The 13,404-nt window shown below is 60.8% G+C and carries 16 protein-coding genes; 11 read left to right on the top strand and 5 right to left on the bottom strand.

Annotated elements, in window-relative coordinates:
- Positions 1-338: 338 nt before the first annotated feature.
- The 3 genes from AB4N80_RS10580 to AB4N80_RS10570 all read right to left on the bottom strand — a co-directional run bounded on the left by AB4N80_RS10580 (position 339) and on the right by AB4N80_RS10570 (position 2,619).
- The gene (locus AB4N80_RS10580; protein WP_460081890.1) at positions 339-1,241 is read right to left on the bottom strand and encodes an alpha/beta fold hydrolase; all 903 of its coding nucleotides are present in this window, start codon (positions 1,239-1,241) and stop codon (positions 339-341) included.
- Positions 1,241-2,023: a class II aldolase/adducin family protein gene (locus AB4N80_RS10575; RefSeq protein WP_460081887.1), complete on the bottom strand. Its 783-nt coding sequence runs from the start codon at positions 2,021-2,023 to the stop codon at positions 1,241-1,243. Before AB4N80_RS10575 ends, AB4N80_RS10580 begins: the two co-directional genes overlap by 1 nt.
- A 140-nt stretch (positions 2,024-2,163) precedes the next feature.
- Positions 2,164-2,619 (bottom strand): flavodoxin, encoded by a 456-nt coding sequence (locus AB4N80_RS10570; RefSeq protein WP_305468412.1) that lies wholly within the window; start codon positions 2,617-2,619, stop codon positions 2,164-2,166.
- A 153-nt stretch (positions 2,620-2,772) separates the two neighbouring features.
- Between AB4N80_RS10570 and AB4N80_RS10565 the strand changes: the two genes are divergently transcribed.
- Together AB4N80_RS10565 and AB4N80_RS10560 are read left to right on the top strand one after the other, a co-directional pair.
- Positions 2,773-3,246 carry a PAS domain-containing protein gene (locus AB4N80_RS10565; protein WP_305482174.1) on the top strand — a complete coding sequence of 158 codons (474 nt, stop codon included), beginning with the start codon at positions 2,773-2,775 and terminating at the stop codon, positions 3,244-3,246.
- Positions 3,247-3,300: 54 nt separating this feature from the next.
- The gene (locus tag AB4N80_RS10560; RefSeq protein WP_305468416.1) at positions 3,301-3,906 is read left to right on the top strand and encodes a hypothetical protein; all 606 of its coding nucleotides are present in this window, start codon (positions 3,301-3,303) and stop codon (positions 3,904-3,906) included.
- A gap of 24 nt (positions 3,907-3,930) precedes the next feature.
- Here AB4N80_RS10560 and AB4N80_RS10555 read toward each other — a convergent pair whose 3' ends face one another.
- Complete coding sequence (locus AB4N80_RS10555; RefSeq protein ID WP_460083048.1) at positions 3,931-4,890, bottom strand: MerR family transcriptional regulator; 960 nt, start codon at positions 4,888-4,890, stop codon at positions 3,931-3,933.
- Between the two features lie 219 nt (positions 4,891-5,109).
- Here AB4N80_RS10555 and AB4N80_RS10550 point away from each other — a divergent pair, with 219 nt between their 5' ends.
- The 7 genes from AB4N80_RS10550 (at position 5,110) to AB4N80_RS10520 (ending at position 9,837) form a co-directional block, all read left to right on the top strand.
- Positions 5,110-5,670 (top strand): antibiotic biosynthesis monooxygenase, encoded by a 561-nt coding sequence (locus tag AB4N80_RS10550; protein WP_122567072.1) that lies wholly within the window; start codon positions 5,110-5,112, stop codon positions 5,668-5,670.
- A 246-nt stretch (positions 5,671-5,916) separates the two neighbouring features.
- Positions 5,917-6,627, top strand: a complete 711-nt coding sequence (gene folM / locus AB4N80_RS10545; RefSeq protein ID WP_305482173.1) for a dihydromonapterin reductase — start codon at positions 5,917-5,919, stop codon at positions 6,625-6,627.
- Positions 6,628-6,647: 20 nt separating this feature from the next.
- Positions 6,648-7,208 carry a GTP cyclohydrolase I FolE gene (folE, locus tag AB4N80_RS10540; RefSeq protein ID WP_122567074.1) on the top strand — a complete coding sequence of 187 codons (561 nt, stop codon included), beginning with the start codon at positions 6,648-6,650 and terminating at the stop codon, positions 7,206-7,208.
- On the top strand, positions 7,209-7,589 hold the full coding sequence (folX, locus tag AB4N80_RS10535) for a dihydroneopterin triphosphate 2'-epimerase (RefSeq protein WP_122567075.1): 381 nt from the start codon (positions 7,209-7,211) through the stop codon (positions 7,587-7,589). It begins immediately after the preceding gene.
- 97 nt (positions 7,590-7,686) lie between these two features.
- Complete coding sequence (locus AB4N80_RS10530) at positions 7,687-7,983, top strand: DUF1244 domain-containing protein (RefSeq protein WP_305468423.1); 297 nt, start codon at positions 7,687-7,689, stop codon at positions 7,981-7,983.
- Positions 7,976-8,314 carry a HopJ type III effector protein gene (locus AB4N80_RS10525; protein WP_305482171.1) on the top strand — a complete coding sequence of 113 codons (339 nt, stop codon included), beginning with the start codon at positions 7,976-7,978 and terminating at the stop codon, positions 8,312-8,314. Before AB4N80_RS10530 ends, AB4N80_RS10525 begins: the two co-directional genes overlap by 8 nt.
- A 272-nt stretch (positions 8,315-8,586) precedes the next feature.
- Positions 8,587-9,837: a 2-aminoadipate transaminase gene (locus AB4N80_RS10520; RefSeq protein WP_305482170.1), complete on the top strand. Its 1,251-nt coding sequence runs from the start codon at positions 8,587-8,589 to the stop codon at positions 9,835-9,837.
- Between the two features lie 187 nt (positions 9,838-10,024).
- On the opposite strand, the gene trxB is transcribed toward AB4N80_RS10520, so the two are convergent.
- A complete protein-coding gene (gene trxB / locus AB4N80_RS10515) occupies positions 10,025-10,987 on the bottom strand; it encodes a thioredoxin-disulfide reductase (protein WP_003205459.1) in 963 nt (320 codons plus the stop codon).
- A 309-nt stretch (positions 10,988-11,296) separates the two neighbouring features.
- Between trxB and cysZ the strand changes: the two genes are divergently transcribed.
- Together cysZ and AB4N80_RS10505 are read left to right on the top strand one after the other, a co-directional pair.
- Positions 11,297-12,052 carry a sulfate transporter CysZ gene (cysZ, locus tag AB4N80_RS10510; protein WP_122567079.1) on the top strand — a complete coding sequence of 252 codons (756 nt, stop codon included), beginning with the start codon at positions 11,297-11,299 and terminating at the stop codon, positions 12,050-12,052.
- A 39-nt stretch (positions 12,053-12,091) separates the two neighbouring features.
- Positions 12,092-13,291 carry a glycosyltransferase family 4 protein gene (locus AB4N80_RS10505; protein ID WP_354338870.1) on the top strand — a complete coding sequence of 400 codons (1,200 nt, stop codon included), beginning with the start codon at positions 12,092-12,094 and terminating at the stop codon, positions 13,289-13,291.
- Positions 13,292-13,404: the final 113 nt, after the last annotated feature.

The raw sequence follows: 13,404 nt of genomic DNA, 5'->3' as shown, positions 1-13,404 counted from the left end.
GGATAGGACAATGGGCACGAGTGTCCGGCACCTGTCGGCCGGTCACAATCAACACGGTTGCCAGTGAATGGTGGGCGATAAGGTGGGGGGATGATGCACGCTCAAGCCTCGGCGGCGCATTCGATTTTCCTGCTGGCAAATGCACCGCCATCGCGAGCAAGCTCGCTCCCACAGGGTGATTTTTGTTGTCCACAAATGCTGTATTCACCATCAATCCACTGTGGGAGCGAGCTTGCTCGCGATAGCGGTCTTTCAGTCAATACACAGGGTGGCTGTGCTGACGCTATCGCGAGCAAGCTCGCTCCCACACACAGATCTGCTTCTGCAGTGCCGAGTCGTCAGGAACAGGCCATTTGTCTGTGCGGCGCGGCGATGGCTTCGCGAAACGCCTGGTAATGCTTGAGCACCTGCACCGGTGCCTCGGTGTGCGGGTAATGACCGATGTCGGGCAGCAATACCGTGTCCGGGTTCGGGATCAGCGCCTCGTAGCGCGCCACCATGTGCTCACCGGAAATCGGATCGACCGCGCCGTCGATCACCCGCAACGGCACGTCGCCGCGCTGCATCGCCTGCACCCAGCGATCACGCTGCACACGGCGTTCGGGAATATAGCCGATGAGTTTGTGCATGATCCGCGGACCGTGATGGGTCTCCACCAGGCTCCAGAAGTCATCCAGCTCGCTTTCGGTGGGGGCGGTCCCGGGGCCGAAAATCTGCCGAAAGCTGCTGGCCAGGCTTTCCCGGCAGAACATCCGCCCCAGCAACCAACCCAGAGGGCTTAGCAAGAGTTTCTGGGCCCATACCGGACGGTGGGTTTCGGGGAACAGGCCACCATTGAGAAAGACACAACTGTCGAGGTGGATGCGTGCTTCGTAATGCCGCGCGAGCAGCTCCTGGGCCACGCTGTCACCGTAATCATGGGCCAGCACATGCACCGCGCCTTTCACATTCAGGTGCGCCAGCAAGGCTTGTTGCAGATCGGCCTGCTCCAGCAGGCTGTAGACGTGATCCCTCGGCTTGGCCGAGTCGCCGAAACCGAGCATGTCGCACGCGATCACTCGATAGCGTTGTGCCAAGGGTTGCCATAGGTAATGCCAATCCCAACTGGCGGTAGGGAAGCCGTGGATCAGCAGCAGCGGTTCGCCCTGGCCGGCCACCCAATAACGGATGGCATGGCCGCGAAACAGGAAGGTCTGGCTGCGCTGGCGCCAGATACGCAGGGGAATCTGGGCCAGGGGCATCAGCTTCTATACCCGGTGTCTTGTTGATCGAGCTTGCGCAGCAACGCCGGCCAGGCCAACGCACCGCCCATGCCTTGGGCGCTTTTGGTCACCCCGGCGATCATCGCCCGGGCGCCGGCCAGAATCTGCGGTTCGATGGCTATCAATTCGGCCCCGCCGTTCTGGGCCAGGACCTGGATGTCACAGGCTCGTTGAAAGGTGAACATCATCAGGAAGGTATCGGCGATGGTGCCGCCGCATGTCAGCAAGCCATGGTTGTGCAGCATCAGGAAATTGCTATCGCCCAGGTCGGCTTGCAGGCGCGCCTTTTCCTCGTGATTCAAGGCCACCCCTTCATAAGCGTGATAGCCCAGGCTCGACAGCACGAACAGCGCTTGCTGGCTGATCGGCAGCACACCTTGCTTCTGCGCCGATACCGCGACGCCGGCGGCGGTGTGGGTGTGCAGCACACACGCCACATCATGGCGCACCTCATGCACCGCACTGTGGATGGTGTAGCCGGCCGGGTTGATCTCGTAGGGGCTGTCCATCAACTTGTTGCCGGCCTGGTCGACCTTGACCAGGCTCGAGGCGGTGACTTCATGGAACATCAACCCGAATGGGTTGATCAAGAAATCCTCGGTGCCGGGGACCTTCGCAGAGATGTGGGTGAAGATCAGGTCATCCCAGCCATGCAGCGCGACAAGCCGATAGCAGGCGGCAAGGTCCACCCGGGTTTGCCATTCGGCCGCACTGACCTGTTCCTGGATACTGAGTGTCGTTTGAACGGGCGCTACGCTCACGGCTCTGACCTCTGGTTTCTTCTTATAGGAGTCTTGTCATCAAAACGTCTTACGCAAGAAAATCAGTCTAGTCAGGTCTTCCAGAGGCGGTAGTTGCATTGGCAGCCAGCTTACTGGCCAAACGAGTCACCACAATCGCTTCAGGGGCGCAACGTGTCGATCAATTCAGCCAGCCACGGCTCGGCGTCGGTTTCCGGGGTGACGCTTTCGCTGGCATCCAGGCGCAGCATCGGCAGCACCTCGCGCACGCCCAGTTCGGCGAACAGCTCGCCCATCTGCTCGCCGCCGGCGCAGAAAGTATCCCCGTAGCTGGCGTCGCCCAGGCCGATCACCGCGCCGGGCAAGCCGCGAAAGAACCCTGGCAATTGGTCGCGAATGGTCGAATACAACGGCATCAAACTGTCTGGCAACTCTCCCATGCCGGTGGTGGAAGTCACCGCCAACAAGGCTTCTGGCGCAAATGCCTGGACATCCGCCAGGGTCGCACGAGGGTTGTGCCAGGCATCGAAGCCCGCGTCGCGAAGCAGTTTGGCAGCATGCCGGGCGACTTCTTCGGCGGTGCCATACACTGAGCCGGAAAGAATGGCGACTTTCATCAATCTGATCCTGAACCTGAAAAAGAGCCGGGATAGTAACAGTTGCACCTGCCAGGCTGCGAATGGCTCTCAACGGCAGTAGTGGCCAGTAGACATCCCGTCGATTTCTTCTAGAATGCGGCTTCAACAGGGATGTTCAAAAGGGCTCTTCCCATGATCAACGCTCAACTGATGCAACTGGTCATCAATGCTTCCAACGATGGGATTGTCATCGCTGAAAAAGAAGGCGAAGACAACATCCTGATCTACGTGAACCCGGCCTTCGAACGCTTGACCGGTTATCACCGCGACGAAATCCTTTATCAGGATTGCCGTTTCCTGCAGTCGGGTGATCGGGACCAACCTTCCCTGGAGCCCATTCGCAAGGCCTTGAGAGAAGGCGGTGTCTGTCGTGAGGTGCTGCGCAACTATCGCAAGGACGGCACGCCGTTCTGGAATGAGCTGTCCTTATCCACGGTAAAAAACCAGGCTGACGGGCACACCTATTTCGTGGGCGTGCAAAAAGACGTCACGACTCAGGTCAAGGCTCAACAACGTGTCGCCCAGTTGGAAAAGGAGTTGGCCGAAGCCCGAGAAACGATTGCCCGGCTTGAAGCGACGAACGGCACAAACAAAACCACGAATTAATGGTCAGTCACTACAATCACCAGTGAAAATGTAAATTATCATTTCGAGCCGACCATGCAGCGCGATGCCCTCCTGACGCAGGATGAACTGGATTTCATCCGGACCATGCAACACAACCCGCAGTTGAACGAGCGGGATGTCACGTCGAGCTTGCTGGTCAACGGTGGGTCGCAGATCCGTGACTTGCTGACGCGCCTGGCGGCGAATGAGCAGGTCACGCTCCAAGCCAATTTCGAAAACCAGCAAATGACCTTTCCGCTGCATCTGGTGGAAGACGAATTCCATGCGATGCACCTGCGCCTGGGTGTGCCAAGCATCTACGAGGACGGACCGAAGATCCGCCCGTGGCGCCTGACGCTCGACGAGCCGGTGGCGCTGGAAAATATCAAGGGCCAGCCGGGACCGCTGTGGGTCCACGAAGTGTCCTGCAAGGGCGTATTGCTGGAAAACCGCAGCCGCACCAAGCCACCGAAGCAGTTTGCCTTGTGGTTCAGCCCGTCAGGCTACGAGAGAATTTCGTTGCGAGGCACCTTCGAACGGGAAACCGATCGAGGATGGCTTGCCTATCACCTGAACCAGAATGACCAGGACGAGACCGAGCGCCTGCGCCAGTACATCCTGCAGCAACATCGCCTGACCCATCCCACCATGCATCTCTAATATCCTGTTTCGCAGGATGCTCCCTCAGGTATCGAGGTTGCCTTCCAGAAATTGACGCAGGCGCTGGCGCATCACCGTTCCTTCATTACCCAGGCAACCGATTGACGAGCCAGCCAGGCTTTCCTGCGCCAGATCGGATGCATCACCGGCCAGCATCAACGGACAATCCAGGCTCATCGCCAATTTGGCCAGGCGCTTGGGCAAGTCCGGGAGCGGCGCATGATTGGAAACCAGCACCAATGCCAGCGGCTGGATCTTCTGGCACACCAGGGCCAGCTCGTTGAACGGCAGGCCGATCGACAGCGCCCTGACGCCCACGTCCGCCTTGGATAGAAACAGCGCCGTGACCAGCAACTCCAGTTCACGGCATTGGCCGGCAAGGGCGCAGACCAAGACTCGCGGCGACTGGCCTTCGCGCTTGAGCAAAAGCCGCTGGATGATGCGCGAACGCAGGAACCCATCCAAAAACACCCATTCACTGATCTGCCCGAACTCTGGCTGGCGATGCAGCATTCGTCGCCAAAGCGGCATCAGGATGTCCTGGAACACGATCGGCACGCTGTAGGTGGAAAAAACCTGCCCGTAGACGCGATCCAGTTCCACATCGTCAAAGTTGCCAACCGCGTCCGCCACCTGTTGCTGCCACCGGGCGTGATCGGCCATGACCAGATCCGATGAAATCAGCGTGGAGACCGGTTGCACCGACTCGGTCTTCGCCAGGATCTTTCCCACTTTGCTCACGGCTACCCCGCGCTCTATCCAGGCCAAGATGCTGCGAACCTTTTCGATATCGCTCAACGAGTACAGGCGATGCCCGCTTTCGGTGCGGGTGGGCTGGATCAGACCGTAGCGTCGCTCCCATGCACGCAGGGTCACGGGATTCACGCCGGTCATGCGCGCGACTTCGCGGATGGGAAACAAGTCTTCCCGCTTCAAGGCACCTGATGCCTGGAAAACAAAGCCATCCTCTGTGATTACACTCATTTTGGCAGACAATTCCGGCTGGCAAATTGGATCCCAGTGTCCTCCTCCAAGACACGTCATGACAAGAACAAACGTTGTCGATGCGCGGTTTTGTTGTTTTTTGCGCAATCGGGAATAATCCTTGCCTGTTTTTCGGCGACCAGACGCTACCCACTATCCCGGGGCGTCCCCCGCGAATCTCCTACCCGGAGTGCCGCGCCTGTCTTACGGAGATACATAATGTCTACCTCACCCGTCACCCTGATGGTTGCCCGCCGCGTCGCCAATGGACGCTATGAGGATCTGATCGCTTGGTTGCGCGAAGGCGAACAACTGGCAACCGACTTCCCCGGCTACCTGGGTTCCGGCGTGCTCGCACCACCGCCCCAGGACGATGAATTCCAGATCATCTTCCGTTTTGCCGACGAGCAGACACTGCACGCCTGGGAACACTCCGCCTCACGCACCGCCTGGCTGGGACGGGGCAGCGATCTGTTCGCCCATCCCTCCGAACACCGGGTGCGTGGCATCGATGGCTGGTTCGGCGCCGTCGGCCAGCGCCCGCCCCGTTGGAAACAGGCCGTGGCCATCTGGCTCGCGTTCTTTCCCGTGTCGCTATTGTTCAATTTCCTGTTGGGCCCGTTGCTGGGCGAACTGGGCCTGTTGAGCCGTGTGCTCATCAGCACCCTGATCCTGACGCCACTGATGGTCTATCTGTTTATCCCGATGTCGACCCATCTGCTGGCGAACTGGCTCAACGGCGCGCCGCCGCGGGCGTTGCCGGCTACGCAGAATCATTGATGCCACCCGCCTACACAGTGATTCCTGTGGGAGCCCCGGATCCATGGACGACAAAAAACCGGTGGGAGCGAGCTTGCTCGCGATAGCGTCAGGTCAGCCGACATTGATGCTGACTGACACACCGTCATCGCGAGCAAGCTCGCTCCCACTGGGGGCAGTTGAGTCGTTGCTGGATTGACCTTTGTACATAGGACGCGCCCCGTGTCGCTGTTATAGTTTTGCTCTTGCCGCGAACCGAGCCGTCCTATGTCCAGCGCCACCGCTCCGATCCTGATCACTGGTGCAGCCCAGCGCGTCGGCCTGCATTGCGCCCGGCGCTTGCTGGAGGACGGGCACCCGGTGATCGCGACCTATCGCACCGAACGCCCCGGCGTGCAAACGTTGCGGGACCTGGGAGCGGTGGTGCTATTCGCCGACTTCTCCAGCGAAACGGGGATCCTGGCCTTTATCGAACAACTCAAGCAGCACACCGACCGGCTGCGAGCCATCGTGCACAATGCCTCGGCCTGGATGACCGAGGCGCCTGGCAACGAAGCGGCAGCCTTCAACGCCATGTTCGGCGTGCACATGCTGGCGCCTTACCTGATCAACCTGCATGGCGCCGAGTTGCTGCGGCGTTCAACGCCGGCCGATATCGTGCACATCAGCGATGACGTGACTCGCAAAGGCAGCGCCCGGCATATCGCCTATTGCGCCACCAAGGCAGGCCTGGAAAGCCTGACCCTGTCGTTCGCGGCCAAGTTCGCCCCGGCGATCAAGGTCAACGGCATCGCGCCGGCCCTGCTACTGTTCAATCCCGAAGACGACGCGGCTTACCGCGCCAAGGCCCTGGCCAAGTCCGCACTGGGTATCGAACCCGGCAGCGAAGTGATCTACCAGAGCCTGCGTTATCTGCTGGACAACCCTTATGTCACCGGCACGACCCTGACCGTCAACGGCGGGCGGCACGTCAAATAGCCTTGTTTCGAGGATGCACCATGACGCTATCCCTGCCCCAGAACTACCGCGAGATCCTTATCGGCCTGGGGGAAGACCCCGAGCGCGAGGGCCTGCTCGATACCCCGGTACGTGCCGCCAAGGCCATGCAGTACCTTTGCCATGGCTATGAACAAAGCGTCGAGCAGATCGTCAATGGCGCGCTGTTCGCCTCTGACAGCGATGAAATGGTGATCGTCGCCGACATCGAGCTCTATTCGCTCTGCGAACATCACCTGTTGCCCTTCATCGGCAAGGCCCATGTGGCTTATATTCCTACCGGCAAGGTCCTGGGGCTGTCGAAGATCGCCCGGCTGGTGGACATGTTCGCCCGCCGCCTGCAAATCCAGGAGAACCTGACCCGGCAAATCGCCGACGCGGTGCAGCAGGTCACCCAGGCCGCTGGCGTAGCGGTGGTGATCGAGGCCCAGCACATGTGCATGATGATGCGCGGTGTCGAAAAACAGAACTCGACCATGAACACCTCGGTGATGCTCGGCGCCTTTCGCGACTCCAGCACCACGCGCCAGGAGTTCCTGCAATTGATTCGACGGAGCAAGTAAATGCCACAACTTCAGCCAGCCATGGCACGCATCAAGGTCAAGGACCTGCGCCTGCGCACCTTCATTGGCATCAACGAGGATGAAATCCTCAACAAGCAGGATGTGTTGATCAACCTGACCATCCTCTATGCCGCCCAGGAGGCGGTGCGCGACAACGACATCGACCATGCGCTGAACTACCGCACCATCACCAAGGCGATCATCGCCCACGTGGAAAGCAACCGCTTCGCCCTGCTCGAACGCCTGACCCAGGAATTGCTCGACCTGGTCATGGCCAACGAGTCGGTGCTGTACGCCGAAGTCGAAGTCGACAAGCCCCACGCCTTGCGATTTGCCGAGTCGGTGTCGATTACCCTCGCGGCAAGCCGGGCTACTGCGTAGCCGCTAAAAGCTTCAAGCTGTAAGCTTCAAGCCTGAAGACCGCATACCCACTTGCAGCTTGAAACTTACAACTTGAAGCTGTCTCGCAGAGATCACCATGAACGACCAACAACGCCTCGAACTCGAAGCCGCCGCTTTCCGTCGGCTGGTTGCCCACCTGGACAGCCGCAAGGATGTGCAGAACATCGACCTGATGAACCTCGCCGGCTTCTGCCGCAACTGCCTGTCCAAGTGGTACAAGGCCGCCGCCGATGAACGCCAGGTGGACGTCAGCCTCGACGACGCCCGCGAAGTGGTCTACGGCATGCCGTACGCCGAGTGGAAAGCCCAATACCAGAAAGAAGCCAGCGCCGAACAACAGGCGGCGTTCGCCAAAGGAAAACCCGATGCTTGATCTTGCTACCCTGCGTACCCGCCTCAAGAGCGGTGAACATGCCTTCGCCGACACCCTGGCCTTTATCGCCGCCGGCTACGACTACCAGCCCCAGGCCTTCAACAACGGCGGCGTGGAAAACGCCGCCGGGCAGAACGAAGGTTCGTGCAAGACCCTGGGCCTGGCGCTGCTCGAAGGCTTGAGCGATGAAGAAGCGCTGCTGGCATTTGGCGAACATTACCGTTCGGTGCTGGCCACGCCCGAAGGCAGTGATCACGGCAATATCCGTGCGCTGATGATCCATGGGCTGGCAGGTGTGAAGTTCGAGGCACCGCCACTGCAACGGCGCTGATCCACAGACTCTTGCAACCCTCTTTTGTGGCGAGGGAATTCATCTGTGGGAGCATGGCTTGCCCGCGATGGGCGCGCCGAGGTTTAACAGCCGAACCGCGTTATCGTTCGTCGCGGGCAAGCCATGCTCCCACAGGTCTTCCTCCCCCAAATAAATCCTTCCGCTCCACATCCCGACTTTTAAGATTGACCCAGCAACTTTATTTCGTTTGCCGGGCCCCTCTGCTCGCGGCTTAGATAACGGAAATTTCTCCTTCGTCCGAGCCGTCATCCATGAGCAGCGACACCATCAGTCAATCGATCTCCATCGTGCACCCCGTCAGTCTCAGCCACGGCAAGAATGCCGAGGTCTGGGACACCGACGGCAAACGCTACATCGATTTTGTCGGGGGCATTGGTGTGTTGAACCTTGGGCATTGCCATCCGCGCATCGTCGAGGCGATCCGCGAACAGGCTACCCGGCTGACTCACTACGCCTTCAACGCTGCCCCTCACGCGCCCTACATTGAGTTGATGGAACGCCTGGCGGCGTTTATCCCGCTGGATTACCCGGTCAGCGGCATGCTCACCAACAGCGGTGCCGAGGCGGCGGAGAACGCCTTGAAGATCGTGCGGGGCGCCACGGGCCGTACCGCGGTGATCGCGTTTGACGGCGCCTTTCACGGCCGCACCCTGGCGACCCTCAACCTCAACGGCAAGGTCGCGCCTTACAAACAGAAAGTCGGCGTCCTGCCCGGGCCGGTCTATCACCTGCCCTACCCCAGCCAGGACAACGGTGTCACCTGCGCAGAGGCCTTGAAGGCCATGGAGCGGCTGTTCAGCGTCGAGATCGACGTAAACGACGTCGCCTGTTTCATCGTCGAGCCGGTACAGGGCGAAGCTGGCTTCCTGGCAATGGATGTGCCCTTCGCCCAGGCCCTGCGGCAGTTCTGCGACGACAAGGGCATTGTGCTGATCATCGATGAGATCCAGTCGGGCTTCGGCCGCACCGGCGAGCGCTTTGCCTTCTCCCGGCTGGGCATCGAACCAGACCTGATCCTGTTGGGCAAAAGCATTGCCGGCGGCGTGCCCCTGGGGGCCGTGGTAGGACGAAAAGCACTGCTGGACAACCTGCCCAAGGGCGGCCTGGGCGGCACCTATTCGGGCAACCCCATCGCCTGCGCCGCCGCACTGGCAACTCTGGACGAAATGACCGACGCCAACCTGCGCGCCTGGGGTGCACAACAGGAAGAGGCGATCGTCAGCCGCTACCAATCCTGGCGCAACCGCGGGCTGAGTCCTTACCTGGGTCGCCTGACCGGCGTCGGCGCCATGCGCGGCATCGAACTGAGCCACGCCGACGGTACCCCGGCTTCGGCACAATTGACCCAACTGCTGGCCCTCGCACGGGAATCGGGCCTGCTGCTGATGCCCAGTGGTAAATCGCGGCACATCATTCGACTGCTGGCGCCGTTGACGACCGAGCCGGCCGTGCTGGAAGAGGGGTTGGATATTCTGGAAGCGTGCCTGGCGAAGCTGGCCTGAAATGCAGTGTTTTTGACTGCACACAAACCCTGTGGGAGCGAGCTTGCTCGCGATGACGGTGTATCAGTCACCATCCATGTCGACTGACCTGAAGCCATCGCGAGCAAGCTCGCTCCCACAGGGGTTCGCCGGCAGATATCCAGGCATAAAAAAACCGGCCGAAGCCGGTTTTTTAATGCCCGATAAATCAGAACGAAGCGTTCTGCAGGCCATCCAGGTAACGCTCGGTGTCCAAGGCTGCCATGCAACCAGCACCGGCCGAGGTGATCGCCTGACGGTAGACGTGGTCGGCCACGTCGCCAGCCGCGAAGATACCTTCGACGCTGGTGGCAGTGGCGTTGCCGTCGCGACCGCCCTTGACCACCAGGTAGCCGTCCTTGAGTTCCAGTTGGCCTTCGAACAGCGAGGTGTTCGGCGTGTGGCCAATGGCGATGAAGACGCCGTCGACCTTGATCTCGTCAAAGCTGCCGTCGTTGTTCTTCAGGCGGGCACCGGTCACGCCCATGTTGTCGCCCAGCACTTCGTCCAGGGTCGCGTTGAGCTTGAGGATGATCTTGCCTTCAGCGACACGGGCGTTGAGCTTGTCGATCAGGATCTTCTCGGCGCGGAAGGTTTCGCGACGGTGGATCAGGGTGACCGTGCTGGCGATATTGGCCAGGTACAGCGCTTCCTCGACCGCGGTGTTGCCGCCACCGACCACAGCCACTGGCTTGTTGCGGTAGAAGAAACCGTCGCAGGTGGCGCAGGCGGAAACACCTTTGCCCATGAAGGCTTCTTCCGACGGCAGACCCAGGTAACGCGCACTGGCGCCGGTGGCGATGATCAGGGCATCGCAGGTGTAGGTCGCGCTGTCGCCGGTCAGGGTGTACGGCTTGGCGGCAAAATCCACGGCATTGATGTGATCGAAAACGATCTCGGTCTCGAAACGCTCGGCGTGTTCCTTCATGCGCTCCATCAGCGCCGGGCCGGTCAGGCCGTGGACATCGCCCGGCCAGTTGTCGACTTCGGTGGTGGTGGTCAATTGACCGCCGGCCTGCATGCCGGTGATCAGCAGCGGCTTGAGGTTGGCACGGGCCGCATAAACCGCAGCGCTGTAGCCGGCAGGGCCGGAACCGAGAATAATCACTCGCGAATGACGCACTTCAGACATGACCTGCTCCTGTTGACCGGACCTTGCGGGCCGGAACGCCGGGTGAGCGGCGCGAATAAAAAGGACCGTTGACGCACTTGGGGAAGGCTTGGGTTCGACAGTCCTGGAAAAGAATGGGTGCAGCGTATCGAGGGAGCGAAGATTAAGGAAATACGGTTTAACAATCCAGCTCATAGGTGAGCTCTATCTGCAGCAAGCCTTTCAATAGGCGCCTTCGCCTCAAGAAACGTTGTTACACGCCATGTCGCCGCTTTCCCAGGCGGGGCAAAGCCGGTAAGGTCGGCGCGTTCATTTCGCTCGGAGCCACCTATGCCCGCCCCCGTCCTGTCCGGCCCGCAATATTTGCAAGAAGGCCTCAAGCTGGTCCTGAGCCCGGGCCTGCGCCTGTTTGTACTCTTGCCCCTGGCGATCAATCTGGTGCTGTTCGTCGGATTGATTTACTTGGCCGGCCATCAGTTCAGCCTCTGGGTCGATACGCTGATGCCGTCGCTGCCAGAGTGGCTGAGTTTCCTCAGCTATGTGCTCTGGCCGCTGTTCGTGGTGCTCGTCGTGCTGATGGTGTTTTTCACCTTCACCATGCTCGCCAACATCATCGCCGCACCATTCAACGGTTTTCTCGCGGAAAAAGTCGAAGTGGTCATCCGTGGCACCGACGACTTCCCGGCCTTCAGTTGGGCCGAGTTGATCGCCATGGTGCCGCGGACCCTCGGTCGGGAAGCGCGCAAGCTCGGCTATTTCCTGCCCCGCGCCCTGGGGCTGTTCGTGCTGTCGTTCATCCCCGTGGTCAATCTGGTGGCGGCACCGCTGTGGCTGCTATTCGGCGTGTGGATGATGGCGATCCAGTACATCGACTACCCGGCGGACAACCACAAGCTGGGCTGGAACGAAATGCTCGCCTGGCTGCGGGAAAAACGCTGGCAGAGCCTGGGTTTTGGCGGCAGCGTGTATTTGGTGCTGCTGATCCCGGTGGTGAACATCCTGATGATGCCGGCGGCGGTGGCCGGGGCGACCTTGTTCTGGGTGCGTGAGCAAGGTGCCGAGACCGCGTTGGCCCGCCAGGGCTGAGCCGTCACAAATCCATCATCCTGTCGTCACAATGACGAAATGGCCCCGGTCGACACTGGGGTCATGACCACACCCCTGCACATTACCCTGATCACCGAAACCTTCCCGCCGGAAATCAATGGCGTGGCCAATACCTTGGGCCGCCTGTACGACGGCTTGCGCGCCCGCGGGCACCAGGTCGAGCTGATACGGCCGCGCCAGGTCGACGACCCACGCCAGGCCGGTGACGAGCAGTTGCTGCTGTGCCGGGGCTGGCCGTTACCGGGTTATCCGGGGCTGCAGTGGGGCCAGGCGTCGATGCACAAGCTGCTCCGGCGCTGGAAACGTCATCGTCCGGACGTGCTCTACATCGCCACGGAAGGGCCGCTGGGCTTGTCGGCACTGCGGGCGGCACGGCGCCTGGGCATCTCGGTAGTCAGTGGCTTCCACACCAATTTCCAGCAATACACCCAGCAGTACGGCCTCGGGCTCTTGAGTCGCATGCTCACCCATTACCTGCGCTGGTTTCACAACCGCTCCAGCCTGACCCTGGTGCCCAGTCTCAGCCAGCGCCTGGAACTGGAGCGACGACACTTCGAGCGCGTGGCATTGTTGTCCCGGGGCGTGGACAGCCAACTGTTCCATCCGGTCAAGCGCTCGTCGAGCCTGCGCGAAGCGTGGGGTCTAGGCGACGACGACATCGCCGTGCTCCATGTCGGGCGCCTGGCACCGGAGAAAAACCTGGGGCTGCTCAAGCGCAGTTTCGACACGCTGTGCAGCGCTTTTCCGGGGCGACGGATAAAGCTGGTGGTGGTCGGCGACGGCCCGCAGCGGTCCGAGCTGGAGCAGGCATTGCCCGAGGCGATCTTTTGCGGCTCGCAACGGGGCGAGGCGTTGGCCAGCCACTATGCGTCCGGGGATGTGTTTGTCTTTCCGAGCCTGACCGAAACCTTCGGCAATGTGGTGTTGGAGGCGCTGGCGTCCGGGCTGGGCGTGGTGGCCTACGATCAGGCCGCGGCGGCGCAACATATTCGCCACGGCTATAACGGCGTGCTGGCGATGCCGGGGGATGAAGAGGCGTTCTGCGATGCCGCCCGTTGGCTGCTGGAAGAGCGCGAGACCTTGCGTTGCGTGCGGCTCAATGCGCGCCAGCATGCCAGTCGCCAGGGTTGGGCGGCGGTGATCGAGCAATTCGAGACGCAGTTGCGCGGGGTTTGCGTGGGTGAGCAGGTGATGCCTGTTACACCAACTGTGCGTTAATTATTCGGTGATACTGATATCGCCATCGCGAGCAAGCTCGCTCCCACATTGGATCTTCAGCGAACGCGATATCTGTGTCCGGCCGCCCGCCCCTGTGGGAGCGAGCTTGCTCG

Source organism: Pseudomonas sp. H3_A02 (genome assembly GCF_054671965.1).
The sequence above is the reverse complement of the archived record's forward strand: the minus strand, read 5'-3'. Positions and strand labels throughout refer to the sequence as shown.

Bases quoted from the DNA above. Each gene is read 5' to 3' on its own strand.
- AB4N80_RS10560 (WP_305468416.1), top strand. From the start codon at position 3,301: ATGCAGCGCGATGCCCTCCTGACGCAGGATGAACTGGATTTCATCCGG.
- AB4N80_RS10505 (WP_354338870.1), top strand. From the start codon at position 12,092: ATGGCCCCGGTCGACACTGGGGTCATGACCACACCCCTGCACATTACC.
- AB4N80_RS10530 (WP_305468423.1), top strand. From the start codon at position 7,687: ATGAACGACCAACAACGCCTCGAACTCGAAGCCGCCGCTTTCCGTCGG.
- cysZ (WP_122567079.1), top strand. From the start codon at position 11,297: ATGCCCGCCCCCGTCCTGTCCGGCCCGCAATATTTGCAAGAAGGCCTC.
- folE (WP_122567074.1), top strand. From the start codon at position 6,648: ATGACGCTATCCCTGCCCCAGAACTACCGCGAGATCCTTATCGGCCTG.
- AB4N80_RS10525 (WP_305482171.1), top strand. From the start codon at position 7,976: ATGCTTGATCTTGCTACCCTGCGTACCCGCCTCAAGAGCGGTGAACAT.
- AB4N80_RS10555 (WP_460083048.1), bottom strand. From the start codon at position 4,890: ATGAGTGTAATCACAGAGGATGGCTTTGTTTTCCAGGCATCAGGTGCC.
- AB4N80_RS10570 (WP_305468412.1), bottom strand. From the start codon at position 2,619: ATGAAAGTCGCCATTCTTTCCGGCTCAGTGTATGGCACCGCCGAAGAA.
- AB4N80_RS10565 (WP_305482174.1), top strand. From the start codon at position 2,773: ATGATCAACGCTCAACTGATGCAACTGGTCATCAATGCTTCCAACGAT.
- folM (WP_305482173.1), top strand. From the start codon at position 5,917: ATGTCCAGCGCCACCGCTCCGATCCTGATCACTGGTGCAGCCCAGCGC.
- AB4N80_RS10520 (WP_305482170.1), top strand. From the start codon at position 8,587: ATGAGCAGCGACACCATCAGTCAATCGATCTCCATCGTGCACCCCGTC.
- AB4N80_RS10580 (WP_460081890.1), bottom strand. From the start codon at position 1,241: ATGCCCCTGGCCCAGATTCCCCTGCGTATCTGGCGCCAGCGCAGCCAG.
- AB4N80_RS10550 (WP_122567072.1), top strand. From the start codon at position 5,110: ATGTCTACCTCACCCGTCACCCTGATGGTTGCCCGCCGCGTCGCCAAT.
- trxB (WP_003205459.1), bottom strand. From the start codon at position 10,987: ATGTCTGAAGTGCGTCATTCGCGAGTGATTATTCTCGGTTCCGGCCCT.
- folX (WP_122567075.1), top strand. From the start codon at position 7,209: ATGCCACAACTTCAGCCAGCCATGGCACGCATCAAGGTCAAGGACCTG.